We start from the raw sequence: 12,579 nt of genomic DNA, 5'->3' as shown, positions 1-12,579 counted from the left end.
TCACTTGAGGGTGACGGTGGCGCCGGCAGCCTCGAGGGTCTCCTTGGCCTTCTCGGCGTCTTCCTTCGAAGCGCCTTCGAGGACGGCCTTGGGAGCTCCGTCGACGAGGTCCTTGGCTTCCTTGAGTCCGAGGGAGGTGAGTCCACGGACTTCCTTGATGACGGGAACCTTCTTCTCGCCGGCCGATTCGAGGATGACGTCGAATTCGGTCTGCTCTTCAGCAGCGGCTTCGCCGGCTCCGCCAGCGGCAGGAGCAACGGCGACGGCGGCCGGAGCGGCAGCCTCGACGTCGAACTCTTCTTCGAACTTCTTGACGAACTCGGACAGTTCGATGAGGGTGAGCTCCTTGAAAGCCTCGAGGAGCTCGTCGGTGGTGAGCTTAGCCATGGTGGCTAGTCCTTCCTGTTTTGGTCACGATCAGCGACCGGTTCGGTTTGTGGTGATGCTCAGGCGTCGGAGGCAGGAGCGTCGTCCTGCTTCTCGCGGAGGGCATCGACAGTGCGCACGGCCTTGACCAGCGGAGCGGTGAAGAGGTAAGCCGCCTGGTGGAGGCTTGCCTTCATGGCACCGGCTGCCTTTGCAAGCAGCACTTCGCGGGATTCGAGGTCGGCGAGCTGGTTGACCTGTTCGGGGCTGAGCGCGGCTCCATCGAAGTAGCCGCCCTTCACCACGAGCTTGTCGTTCGCCTTGGCAAAGTTACGCAGTGCCTTGGCAGTCTCAGGTGGTTCGCCGTTGACGAACGCGATCGCGGTGGGCCCATTGAGGTGCTCATCGAGACCGGTGACTCCGGCTTCCTTGGCTGCAATCTTGGTCAGCGTGTTCTTTACCACGGCGTAGCTGACGTTCTCACCGAGAGAGACGCGCAGTTCTTTCATCTGCGCGACGGTGAGACCGCGGTACTCGGTCAGCAACACAGCGTCGGAGTTCTCAAACTGCTGTTTGATCTCCTCGACTGCGGCTGCCTTGTCTGGCCTCGCCATGGTGTTCCTTTCATAAGTCGTCCGGTCTGTCCCGACAACAGAAAAAGCGCTCCACGCAGATAGGCGTGAAACGCTTGGCCGCCGATTCCAAAGGGAATCCGACGGAAGGATTTCGAGCTCACCTGCGTGGGTCACTCTCTAGGAGTCTTCGTCTGCAGCCACCGGGATTCGATGGCGAATTCCGATGATTCCACAGAGACCGACGGTCTTGGGTGGTTCAAGTCTAACGAAGTCTGTCCCGGCAAGTCCAATCCGACCACCGAGACCCCTCCCACACTACCTGACGGCGGCGCAGCAACCTGGCGCGAGGTTGCTGCGCCGCCGTCAGGTAGTTCGGGAGCGCGGGTGTGCGGGTTTGTCAGTATTCGATGACGACGCGGCCGTCGATCTTGCCGTGTTCCATCTCGTCGAAGATCGCGTTGATGTCCTCGAGCGGTCGCTTCGTGAACGTCGGGTGGATCTTGCCGGCGGCGTAGAATTCCAACGCCTCGACCATGTCCTGTCGGGTGCCGACGATCGAACCGCGGATCGTCAGGCCCTTGAGCACGATGTCGAAGATCGGTGCCGGGAAGTCACCGGGCGGCAGTCCGTTGAAGACGATGGTGCCGCCTCGGCGAGTCATTCCAATTGCCTGACCGAACGCCGCGGGGTGGACGGCGGTGACGAGGACTCCGTGTGAGCCGCCGATCTTGTCCTGGATGATCTCGGCCGGATCCTCGGCGAAGGCGTTGACGGTGATTTCGGCACCGTGCTTCTTCGCCAGCGCCAGCTTGTCGTCGGCGACGTCGACGGCGACGACGCGCATTCCCATGGCCACGGCGTACTGGACGGCGATGTGTCCGAGCCCGCCGATTCCGGAGATGACGACCCATTGGCCCGGCTTCACCTCGGTGCGTTTGAGTCCCTTGTACACGGTGACGCCGGCGCAGAGGACCGGGGCGATCTCATAGGGATCGGCATCGTCGGGGACAATGGCGGCGAACTTCGTATCGACGAGCATGTACTCGCCGAAGGAGCCGTCGACGCCGTAGCCGCCGTTGACCTGGGATTCGCAGAGGGTCTCCCATCCCTGACGGCAGTGCTCACATGTTCCGCATGCGGTCCACAGCCAGGCGTTGCCGACCATCTGTCCGACCTCGACATCGGTGACGCCTTCGCCGACCTTTTCGACGATGCCGACTCCTTCGTGTCCCGGGATGAGCGGCACCTTCGGTTTGACCGGCCAGTCACCGTGTGCGGCGTGGAGATCGGTGTGGCAGACGCCGGAGGCGACGAGTCTGACGAGGGCCTGACCCGGGCCGGGTTCGGGAATGGCGTTGTCCCCGACGACGAGTTCCTGGCCGAAGCCCTCGACCACTGCAGCTTTCATTGCGGACATCATTCGCTCCTTTGTGATGATGGTTGATGAGGCGATGCGGGGTTTGAACTTGTGGTGGAACTACCCGACGGCGGCCCAGATACCTGGCGCCAGGTTGCTGCGCCGCCGTCGGGTAGCAATAGGGATCAGAAGAAGCCTTGGGCGCTCTCCGAGTAGCTGACGAGCAGGTTCTTCGTCTGCTGGTAGTGATCGAGCATCATCTTGTGGTTCTCGCGACCGATGCCCGAAGCCTTGTACCCGCCGAAGGCCGCATGAGCCGGGTAGGCGTGGTAGTTGTTCACCCACACACGCCCGGCCTGGATCTCACGTCCGGCCCGGTAGGCGGTGTTGCCGTCGCGCGACCAGACACCGGCGCCGAGGCCGTAGAGCGTGTCATTGGCCGTGGCCATGGCGTCGGCGTAGTCGGAGAATGTCGCGACCGAGACGACGGGCCCGAAGATCTCCTCCTGGAAGATGCGCATCTTGTTCGTGCCCTTGAAGATCGTCGGCTGCACGTAGAAGCCGCCGGCCAGATCCCCGTCGAGTTCGGCCTTGCCGCCGCCGGTGAGCACCTCGGCGCCTTCCTGACGGCCGATGTCGAGGTAGGACATGATCTTCTCGAACTGGTCGTTCGAGGCCTGGGCGCCCATCATCGTGTCCGTGTCGAGCGGATTGCCCTGGACGATCTTCTTCGTCCTGGCCACGACCTTCTCGAGGAAGGGATCGGCGATCGATTCCTGGATGAGCGCACGCGACGGGCAGGTGCAGACCTCGCCCTGGTTGAGAGCGAACATCGTGAAGCCCTCCTGGGCCTTGTCCGCATACGAATCGTCCTTGGCCAGCACATCCTCGAAGAAGATGTTCGGCGACTTTCCGCCGAGCTCCAGAGTCACCGGAATGATGTTCTGCGAGGCGTACTGCATGATCAGACGACCGGTTGTGGTCTCACCGGTGAACGCGATCTTCGAGATCCGCTTGTTCGACGCCAGCGGCTTGCCGGCCTCCAGACCGAAGCCGTTGACGACGTTGAGCACGCCCTCGGGCAGCAGGTCGGCGATGAGCTCGACGAGGACGAGGATCGAGGCAGGAGTCTGCTCGGCGGGCTTGAGCACGATCGCGTTGCCCGCGGCCAGCGCCGGTGCGATCTTCCACACGCCCATGAGGATCGGGAAGTTCCAGGGAATGATCTGGCCGACCACACCGAGCGGCTCGTGGAAGTGATACGCCACGGTGTCATCGTCGATCTGCGAGAGTCCGCCCTCCTGTGCCCTGATCGCTCCGGCGAAGTAGCGGAAATGATCGACCGCCAGCGGCAGGTCGGCGTTGAGGGGCTCGCGGATCGCCTTGCCGTTGTCCCAAGTCTCGGCGACGGCGATCATCTCGAGGTTCTCTTCGATGCGGTCGGCGATCCGATTGAGGATGTTGGCCCGTTCGGCGACCGAGGTCTTGCCCCAGGCCGGAGCCGCCTTGTGCGCGGCGTCGAGAGCGAGTTCGATGTCCTCAGCGGTGCTGGCCGGGACCTCGGTGAAGGTCTTGCCGGTGACGGGGCTGGGGTTCTCGAAATAGTTGCCCTTGACCGGCGGCACCCACTGACCGCCGATGAAGTTCTCATACCGGGACTTGAAGGTGACGAGCGACCCGTCCTGACCAGGCTGTGCGTAGACAGTCATTGCAACTCCTTTGATGCGTCTGATTCCACCGGATTGTCTCCGTGTGACCACGACGCTACCGAGCGCAACGTTGCATGTGGGTTGCATCACATCGCCGAGGTGGCCGCCCCGTCCCGCACACCGAACCGCAATCGGTTCGCCGAGTTCAGAGGCCCAGCGCCTCCAGGCGCACGACCGCGGCGTTGCGTTCGGCGGCCTCGGGCGGTGCCAGACGCAGCACTGTCATGAGGACTTCGACGTCGTCGCGGAAGTCCGGCAGGTTCGCGAACCGCCACAGCTGCTGCCAGGTTCCGTCCTGGAGCAGGGTCTCGCGCATAAGCGCATCGACCTCCGCCGCGATCTCGCGGACTCCCGGCGCTTCGGAATCCCGCAGGACGGTCCCCCTGAACTGCTCGAGGGCCGAATCCGTGTCACCGCTGGCCAGAGCCTGCACGGTGAGCTCCAGATCCGAATCGACGTCCCCGTGCAACCGATAGGGGCGGGCGTCGATGCGCAGATCGCCGAAGCTGCCGATCGTTCTGCGCAGACGATTGATCTCCGCCCGGACCGTGACTTCGCTGCCGCCGACCGACCACAGCCGCTCCACCAGTCCGGCACCGCTGATGCCGTCGGGATGCCTGTGCAGCAGCAACAGGATCTCGGCGTGCCGACGGCTCAGGGGAATCCGCGTTCCATCGGGGTTCTCCAAAGCGGGGCTGGGACCGAGCACTGTCAGTCTGGTCCCGGCCGCCTCGGTGCCGGTGTGCATCTGCTGCGGCGTGAAGAGCTGGGACAGCTGAGCCCCGGCGGCCTTCGCCGTCGACGACAGCAGCGGCAGCACGATGGAGGACACGGCGTCGTCTCCCCCGGTGACATCGATGATGCCGATGACCTGCCCGGTCAGCGGGTGGGTGACGGGGACGGCGCTGCAGCTCCAGGAATGGACGTCGGGGGCGAAATGCTCGGCGCGGCTGACCTGCACGGGCAGGCCCGATCGCAGTGCCAGGGCCGGGGCGGAGGTGCCCATGACCTCCTCGGACCAGTCCGAACCGGAGACGAATCCCATGGCTTCGGCGCGGTTGCGCACGCCCCGCTCCCCCTCAACCCACAGCAGTCGCCCCTGTTCGTCGCCGAGGGCGGCCAGCAGTCCGGCGTCTTTGGCGGGTTCGATGAGATGGGACCGCAGCAGCGGCATGATCGCGTGGAAGGGATGTCGCCGGCGCACCTCGGCGAGACGATCGGTTTCGAATGCGACCTGGACCTGCACGCTGTCGGGGTCGCGCAGCCGGGTCAGGGACCGGTCCCAGGATTCCAGCACCGAGGCGCGCACCCCGGGCCCTGACGACGGCAGGTGGAGGCTCGTCTCCGACGGTCCTGCCAGACGCTCATGTGCGCGTCGAACGGCGCTCTGATAGGTGTCTTCGAGCAGCAGCGTCGAATCCATGGCGGACGGTCCACCTCCATCGGCGGGTGTCGGAAGAGTGTTTCAACTGCTCATAATCTAATCGCGAACCTGCCTGTGAACAAGGCCCCGTCCGCTCCCAGAACTACCTGACGGCGGCCCAGCTACCTAGCGCGAGGTTGCTGGGCCGCCGTCAGGTAGCAATTGGGAAGGAAGAGGGCGGGAGCGATTGCTCGCTTCCCGCCCTCTGCCGGTGCATCGATCAGATCAGATGCGCAGACCCGAGTGGTCGACCGGAACGGCCGGGCCGTTCGAGGTCGTGATCGTGGCCTTGCTGATGTAGCGGCCCTTCGAGGAGGACGGCTTCAGACGCAGGATCTCTTCGATCGCAGCATCGAAGTTCTCCTGCAGAGCTTCCTCGGAGAAGGAGACCTTTCCGATGATGAAGTGCAGGTTCGAGTGCTTGTCGACGCGGAATTCGATCTTTCCGCCCTTGATGTCGCTGACGGCCTTGGCGACATCCATGGTCACGGTGCCGGTCTTCGGGTTCGGCATCAGGCCGCGGGGACCCAGCACCTTACCGAGACGACCGACCTTGCCCATCATGTCAGGGGTCGCAACAGCGGCATCGAAGTCGGTGAACCCTCCGGCCACCTTCTCCAGCAGGTCATCGGAGCCGACGTAGTCAGCACCTGCTTCACGGGCAGCTTCTGCACGGTCGCCGGCAGCGAACACCAGGACCCGAGCGGTCTTACCGGTACCATGCGGAAGGTTGACGGTGCCGCGCACCATCTGATCCGCCTTGCGGGGGTCAACACCCAGGCGGAGAGCGACCTCGACCGTGGCGTCGTACTTCGCCACGTTGGTCTCTTTGGCCAGGGCGATCGCCTGAGCCGGTTCATAGTTCACATCTGCGGCGATCTTCTCAGCCGCGGCCTGATAGGCCTTCGAACGCTTTGCCATCTGCTTTACTCCTTGCAGTCGTGGTGTGGGCTGCGTGGGCCCTGCCACTGTGTGGGGTGAGGTCTCAGACCTCGATGTCGGTGGTGATGCCCATGGAACGCGCGGTTCCGGCGACGATGCGGTCGGCCTGATCCAGGGTGTTGGCGTTCAGGTCGGGCATCTTCGTGGTGGCGATCTCGCGCACCTGGTCGGCGCTCAGGTGAGCGACCTTGACGGTGTGCGGAGTAGCCGAACCCGACTTCACTCCGGCGGCCTTCTTGATCAGCTCGGCTGCCGGCGGGGTCTTGAGCACGAAGTCGAACGAACGATCTTCGTACACGGTGATCTCGACGGGAACGATGTTTCCACGCTGGGATTCTGTGGCGGCGTTGTAGGCCTTGCAGAATTCCATGATGTTGACGCCGTGCTGGGCAAGCGCCGGACCGATCGGAGGAGCCGGGTTAGCGGCACCTGCCTGAATCTGGAGCTTGACGAGGCCGGCTACCTTTTTCTTGGGAGGCATGTACGGTCCTTAATCTTGAGGTTTCGATGTGCCAGACATATACAGCACATCGTTCGACAGCGGCCTTCCGATAAGGGCCGCAATCAAACCACACCAGTATTCCATGCGCGCCCGCCTGCGGGCAAATGCTCGTGAGGGGCATCACCCGATCATTCCCTCGCCGAGGCGGGGCAACGTCGCCGGCTGATGAGACCACCTCGGCGTGCCCGCCTCGGCGACGTCGTTCAAGCGCGGGCCCGGATATCGCCCGTAGACGGCTCGACAACTGCGCTCAGCCTTGATCGAGACAATCCCTTCCCCAACGACACAATCCCTTCGCCGAGGCGGCCGAGCCGGGGATCGCGGGAACACCGAAGGGGCCCGGAGAATTCCGGGCCCCTTCGGTCACGATCGCACCCAGGCGATCAGTGCAACTATGCGGCTATCAGAGCTTCGAGACCTGGTCGAAGCCGAGCTCGACGGGAACATCGCGTTCGAAGATCGACAGGAGCACAGTGAGCTTCTGCGATTCCGGACGGATCTCCTGGATCGTAGCGGGGTGGCCCTCGAAGGAGCCCTCCTTGACGAGCACGGACTCGCCGACCTCGAACTCCACCTCGGTGATGGGCGCGGACTTCGCAGCAGCCTCGGCGGCGGGGCCTTCAGCAGCGGCGGCTTCGGCCTGGCGCTCTTCGAAGATCGGGGCGAGCATCGAGAAGACCTCGTCGATCGACAGCGGAGTCGGGTCGTAGGCGTTGCCCACGAATCCGGTGACACCCGGAGTGTGGCGGACGGCACCCCACGACTCGTCGGTCAGTTCCATGCGAACGAGCACGTAGCCGGGGATGCGCACACGACGAACCTGTTTGCGCTGTCCGTTCTTGATCTCGACGACGTCTTCCATCGGCACCTGCGACTCGAAGATGAACTCTTCGAGGTTGAGGCTGACGGTGCGGTTCTCGAGGTTCTGCTTGACGCGGTTCTCGTAGCCTGCGTAGGAGTGGATAACATACCAGTCACCCTCCTGCATGCGCAGCTCGGCCTTGAACTCTTCGGCCGGGTCGACCTCATCGGCAGCGGCGACGTCTTCAGCGGCATCGTCCTGCTCGCCATCGACTGCATCAGCCGAATCGGCTTCTTCAGCGGAGTCGGCAGCTTCTGCGGAGTCAGCGTCAGCGAACTCGACGGAGGCGGTCGCCTCGGCGTCGTTGGCCGTCTCTTCGGTTTCGGGCACCACAGCGGCACCCGACTCCTCGGGAGTGACGTCCTGGGTCTCAGGGGTCTCCTGCTCAGGTGAGTTGGTTTCCGACACCGATCAATTCCTCGCTTCGCGTTTTGTGATTCCCGGTAGGGAGTGAAGTTTGAGCTTGGGGTGGTTCACGGCTGAGGCCGTATCACCACAGGGGCCACAGCGGAGTTCCGCCGAACACCCAGCCGACGAGCTTGCCGAATACCAAGTCGAGGCCCGTGACGAGAAGCATCATGAACAGGATGAAGCCCAGCACGACGAGCGTGTAGTTGAGCAGCTGCTTCCGGGTCGGAGTGACGACCTTCTTGAGCTCTGCCACCACTTCGCGGAAGAACTGCAGGATTCGTCCGAAGAATCCGAGCTTCTTTGGACCGGAGGCACTGTTGGGTGCGCTGCCAGTCTGCTTTGCCGGTGTGTCGCTCACACATCCTCACTCGGTCGGTTTCGTTTGGCTTCACAATTGTTCGTGCCGGTCGAGGACGGCGCCTGGCCGATGAGACTTCGGCAGAGTCAACTGCGCAGGGGTGACAGGACTCGAACCTGCAACCTACGGTTTTGGAGACCGTTGCGCTACCAATTGCGCCACACCCCTCTGATCGGACTTGAGCGATCGTGTCGATCCCTGTGGTGTCCGACCACGAGAAACGAGCATACCGTGCTCGACCGTTATTCGTCGAACCGAGTGTCGAAGCAATGTCTCGAACGTGGCGACGCTCACTCACCCACCGGTTCGTCGGCAGGCGGTTGGCCCACGAGGGGCCTGGGTTCGGGGAACCGCACCCACGGGGCGATCTGCACCTTTTTGTCGGGTGTGACGGTGATGATCTGCACGTCGATGGGGCGCTTCGTCTCATTGTCGACGCGGATGATGCTCAGTTCCGCGTTCATCTTCAGCGGTCCCGGTGTCAGTGCATTCGCCAGCGCACCCCCGGTCGTCGAGCTGACGTAGCGAGTTCCCGAACCGAAGTTCTCCGGTCCGACCCGTCGGTGCCAGTGTCCGCTGAGAGCGTAGGCGGCGCAGCCCGAGCGCAGGCTCGGTCCGCCGACGGCGGGATCGTGGATGAGCATGATGTCGAAATCGGCCCGGCAGGCTTCGTCGCGCAGCCGTTGTGCGTACTGGTCTGCGGTGAGGTCGGTCTCCAGCTGCGGACCGGACCCGAACACGGTCCGGCGCGGGTCGGCGGCACCGAAGAAGGTCACCCCGGCCACCTCCGCGGTGGAGTCCTCGAGCACGTTCCACCCGCGGGTCCGCGCGTGCCGCGTCGTTTCCATGGAATCGTGGTTGCCTTTGACGATCATGCGGGGCAGCTTCTCCGGCAGTTCGTCATCGACGACGTCGAGACAGTAGTTCTCGGCCGAGGTGCCCGTCATGGAGATGTCTCCGCCGTCGATATAGGCATCGGCCCGGCTCATCTCCGCCACTGCACCGACGACGCGGGCCATTCCGATATTGCAGTGGATGTCGGAGCCATAGACGAACGTGGACACACCCTTCTGCCCTTCGCCCTCACCGCTGTCGGCTGCGGGTGCACCGACTCCGGCAGGCGGGACGAGTCCCCGATCGGTCCAGTTCCCGGTGATCGGGCGGTCGTTCCATTGCGCCCGCAGGGCTTCGAGTACCTCGTCGTAGAAGGCGTCATTGTCGTCGGCGAAGTCCTGCACAGCGCCGAACGCGGTGTCGATGATTCCGCCGAGGCGGCCCGTGACCTGGGATCCGGCCAGTGGCGTGCCCTCGAACGCCGGATCGGCCGCGATCGGCTTCGGGCGGTTGAGAACCACGGCGCCCAGTCCGGTGAGGACGAGGACGAGCACCAGTCCGATGCCGAGGAGTTCCTTGCCGACGAAGGCGCCCATGATGGTGTCGACCCGGGCGGCCCGAGGAAGAGGGCCAGGCCGACGAGTCCCCCGGTGATGATGCACACGGCCAACGCCCATCGCGTGAGGATCTCCTGGCTGAGTCCGTCGATGACCTGGTCGATCTGCGCTTGCGGGGCCGAGAACAGCGAAGCATAGGAGGCGATGTCACCGCCGAGGGCATCGACGGTTCCCCCGCCGGGGTCCGCCACCTCCGCGGGATCGGCCGCAGGTCGCTCGTCGTCACCGGAATCACCGGATACGGGGATCTCTCCGATGTCGACGTGCAGTCCCAGTCCGAGTGGGATGACATCCTCGGTGGGGACGAGCAGTCTGCCCAGGGGGCCGAAGTCGACGGTGAGCCGGGAGTCCGCGGTGATCCGGTACTGCGCCTCGTGCGGACCGAAGGTGAGATCGGCCCGCGAGGTGAACAGGGCCCAGGGCAGGGTCACAAGCGCAACCGCCGCCAAGGTGATGACGAGTGCGGTGATTCTCCGTCGTGATGACACGGCCACCAGTCTAGAGACGTTTCCCGTCGTCGATGGAGCAGCCGATGAAGGTCGGTTCGGGTTCGAGGGTGATGCCGAAGGCGTCCTCGACGCCGGCGACGACGGTCGCCGCAAGATCGATCACATCGGCTGTGCTCGCGTGTCCCCGGTTCGTCAGCGCCAGGGTGTGCTTGGTCGACAGCGACGCCGGTCCCTCACCGAGGCTGAAGCCCTTGGAGAACCCCGCGTGCTCGATCAGCCAGGCCGCTGAGGTCTTCGTCTTCCCTTCGATCTTCGCTCCGCTGAGCGGATCGGTCACCGGATAGCGGGGAGCTTCGGCGGGCAAGATCTCGGCGTCCTCGACGATGGGGTTGGTGAAGAAGGATCCCGCCGACCAGGAGTCGTGGTCGGCCGCATCGAGAACCATGCCCTTCGACCGGCGCAGGGCGATGACGTTCTCGCGCACTTGTGCGGCCGGGACGCGGGTGCCGATCTCGACGTCGAGGGTCGAGGCGAGCTGGGCGTAGCGCACCGGCAGCGACTCGTCGCTGCGCTGGAGGTCGAAGGTCACCGAGAGCACGACGAACTGCGGAGTTCCGGCCGCGATCTGGGCGCGCTTGAGTGCCGAGGTGCGGTAGCCGAATTCGAGTTCGACTGCGGTGAGGTGGCGGATCTGACCGGCTACACGGTCGAAGACCTCGACGGATGAGATGAGCTCGCCGACCTCCGTGCCGTAGGCACCGACGTTTTGGATCGGGGTCGCGCCGACCGATCCGGGGATCCCGGACAGTGCTTCGAGTCCGGACAGCCCCAGGTCGAGGGTGTGGGCGACGAAGTCATCCCAGTCCTCCCCCGCCTCGGCGGTGACCCGGGTGTCGGTCGTCGTGGTCTGGGTCGTCTCCACTCCGGTGGTTCGGACCACGCAGACCGCACCGTCGAATCCGGCATCGGCGATGAGCAGGTTCGATCCGCCGCCGATGAACAGGACCTGCGCCGTCTCCTGTCCGCTGAGTTCGAGCGGGTGGGCAGAGCAGAAGTCGATCAGTTCGTCTCGGGTGTTCGCGACCGTGACCTGCGGGGCCGGTCCGCCGAGGCGGAAGGTGGTGAAGCCGGAGAGTTCCTGCGGGTGGGCTTCGGTCACGCCGAGATCCGAACCTGAGTGCGACTGAGGACATCGGCCTCTCCGGACTTCACGGAGATGTCGATGCGGGCCGTGCCGACGGCGGGGTCGACGGCACCGACGGTGGCGGTGAGCTTGAGCGAGGTCGTCGGGGTGGCCGGTGATCCGGAATCGGCATCCGGGACGACGACGGGGGCGGAGAAGCGGGTCCGGTAGTCGACGATCGCACCCGGGTCTCCGAGCCATTCGGCCACCGGAGCGATGACCGCCGCCATCGAGAGCATCCCGTGGGCGATGACATCGTCGAGACCGACTTCGCGGGCGAAGCGTTCGTTCCAGTGGATCGGATTGTGATCGCCCGAGGCTGCGGCATAGTCGACGAGGGAGGCGCGCGACAGTGGGATCTCGGATTCCACGACGGTGTCTCCGATGGTCAGTGTGGAGAAGTCGATGGCGCTCATTCTCCCTCCCCTCTCACGACGATGGTCGAGGTCACGGTGACGACGGGCTGCTCCGCGACATCGATGATCTCGGTGCGGGTGGTGATCATGGCGTTGTTTCCGGCGGCCCGGACTCCGTCGACGTGGGTGAGCGCAGACAGGACATCGCCGGCGACGATGGGTCGAGTGAACGAGAACTGTTCGGAGCCGTGGACGACCTTCGAGAAGTCGATGCCCGAATCCGGGTCGGAGATATAGGCGGCTTCCGATTTCTGCGCGATGATCACGGCGAAGGTGGTCGGGGCGACGACGTCGCGGTAGCCCAGCGCGGTGGCCGCCTCGGCGTCGAATGGTAATCGGCCTTCGCTCCGGTGGCGAGCGCGAATTCCGCGATCGCCTCCCTGGAGACCTCATAGGGCTGAGGCAGGGAGAACGTGGCCCCCTGCTTCTCCGTATTCACCGGCATATGCGCTCTCTCTTCCACTGGGGTCAGTATCGACACCAGCCTAAAGCACGGCCTCAGGATGAGGCTCACCGGCGAAGAATTGATCAGACGTTCGCATCCGGTTCACACATTTGATGCACCATCGGGCCCA

General features: G+C 64.3%; 13 protein-coding genes, 1 tRNA gene and 1 pseudogene. 1 reads left to right on the top strand and 14 read right to left on the bottom strand.

The annotated features are described in order from the left end of the window. From rplL to LJ362_RS04675, 11 genes are all read right to left on the bottom strand, one after another. The gene (gene rplL, locus LJ362_RS04725) at positions 1 to 387 is read right to left on the bottom strand and encodes a 50S ribosomal protein L7/L12 (protein WP_264801004.1); all 387 of its coding nucleotides are present in this window, start codon (positions 385 to 387) and stop codon (positions 1 to 3) included. Positions 388 to 446: 59 nt separating this feature from the next. Then, on the bottom strand, positions 447 to 980 hold the full coding sequence (rplJ, locus tag LJ362_RS04720; RefSeq protein WP_264801002.1) for a 50S ribosomal protein L10: 534 nt from the start codon (positions 978 to 980) through the stop codon (positions 447 to 449). Positions 981 to 1,338: 358 nt separating this feature from the next. Next, complete coding sequence (adhP, locus tag LJ362_RS04715) at positions 1,339 to 2,358, bottom strand: alcohol dehydrogenase AdhP (RefSeq protein ID WP_264801000.1); 1,020 nt, start codon at positions 2,356 to 2,358, stop codon at positions 1,339 to 1,341. 125 nt (positions 2,359 to 2,483) lie between these two features. Continuing rightward, on the bottom strand, positions 2,484 to 4,007 hold the full coding sequence (locus LJ362_RS04710; protein WP_264800999.1) for an aldehyde dehydrogenase family protein: 1,524 nt from the start codon (positions 4,005 to 4,007) through the stop codon (positions 2,484 to 2,486). 145 nt (positions 4,008 to 4,152) lie between these two features. Further along, the gene (locus LJ362_RS04705; protein ID WP_264800998.1) at positions 4,153 to 5,430 is read right to left on the bottom strand and encodes a helix-turn-helix domain-containing protein; all 1,278 of its coding nucleotides are present in this window, start codon (positions 5,428 to 5,430) and stop codon (positions 4,153 to 4,155) included. Between the two features lie 225 nt (positions 5,431 to 5,655). Next, positions 5,656 to 6,351, bottom strand: coding sequence for a 50S ribosomal protein L1 (gene rplA / locus LJ362_RS04700; RefSeq protein ID WP_101547327.1), 696 nt, complete (start codon positions 6,349 to 6,351; stop codon positions 5,656 to 5,658). A 64-nt stretch (positions 6,352 to 6,415) separates the two neighbouring features. Further along, entirely contained in the window at positions 6,416 to 6,853 is a 438-nt protein-coding gene (gene rplK / locus LJ362_RS04695) for a 50S ribosomal protein L11 (RefSeq protein WP_025776636.1), read from the bottom strand. Between the two features lie 424 nt (positions 6,854 to 7,277). Next, a complete protein-coding gene (gene nusG / locus LJ362_RS04690) occupies positions 7,278 to 8,144 on the bottom strand; it encodes a transcription termination/antitermination protein NusG (RefSeq protein WP_264800997.1) in 867 nt (288 codons plus the stop codon). Positions 8,145 to 8,226: 82 nt separating this feature from the next. Continuing rightward, positions 8,227 to 8,505 (bottom strand): preprotein translocase subunit SecE, encoded by a 279-nt coding sequence (gene secE, locus LJ362_RS04685; RefSeq protein WP_101547325.1) that lies wholly within the window; start codon positions 8,503 to 8,505, stop codon positions 8,227 to 8,229. Between the two features lie 95 nt (positions 8,506 to 8,600). Beyond that, positions 8,601 to 8,673 (bottom strand) — tRNA-Trp (locus tag LJ362_RS04680). 122 nt (positions 8,674 to 8,795) lie between these two features. Beyond that, positions 8,796 to 9,935 (bottom strand): metallophosphoesterase family protein, encoded by a 1,140-nt coding sequence (locus tag LJ362_RS04675; RefSeq protein WP_264800996.1) that lies wholly within the window; start codon positions 9,933 to 9,935, stop codon positions 8,796 to 8,798. Positions 9,936 to 10,066: 131 nt separating this feature from the next. Here LJ362_RS04675 and LJ362_RS04670 point away from each other — a divergent pair, with 131 nt between their 5' ends. Continuing rightward, complete coding sequence (locus LJ362_RS04670; RefSeq protein WP_264800995.1) at positions 10,067 to 10,438, top strand: hypothetical protein; 372 nt, start codon at positions 10,067 to 10,069, stop codon at positions 10,436 to 10,438. A 16-nt stretch (positions 10,439 to 10,454) separates the two neighbouring features. Here LJ362_RS04670 and LJ362_RS04665 read toward each other — a convergent pair whose 3' ends face one another. The 3 genes and pseudogenes from LJ362_RS04665 to LJ362_RS04655 all read right to left on the bottom strand — a co-directional run bounded on the left by LJ362_RS04665 (position 10,455) and on the right by LJ362_RS04655 (position 12,449). Beyond that, positions 10,455 to 11,564: a UDP-N-acetylmuramate dehydrogenase gene (locus LJ362_RS04665; RefSeq protein ID WP_264800994.1), complete on the bottom strand. Its 1,110-nt coding sequence runs from the start codon at positions 11,562 to 11,564 to the stop codon at positions 10,455 to 10,457. After that, a complete protein-coding gene (locus LJ362_RS04660; protein WP_139907283.1) occupies positions 11,561 to 12,004 on the bottom strand; it encodes a MaoC/PaaZ C-terminal domain-containing protein in 444 nt (147 codons plus the stop codon). The genes LJ362_RS04665 and LJ362_RS04660 overlap by 4 nt, the downstream gene beginning before the upstream one ends. Beyond that, positions 12,001 to 12,449: pseudogene (locus LJ362_RS04655) on the bottom strand (MaoC family dehydratase N-terminal domain-containing protein). The gene LJ362_RS04660 and the pseudogene LJ362_RS04655 overlap by 4 nt, the downstream one beginning before the upstream one ends. Positions 12,450 to 12,579: the final 130 nt, after the last annotated feature.

Source organism: Brevibacterium sp. JSBI002 (genome assembly GCF_026013965.1).
In the GTDB taxonomy this organism is placed as follows: Bacteria; Actinomycetota; Actinomycetes; order Actinomycetales; family Brevibacteriaceae; genus Brevibacterium.
Note: the sequence above shows the minus strand (reverse complement) of the source record. Positions and strands in the feature narration are given on the sequence as shown.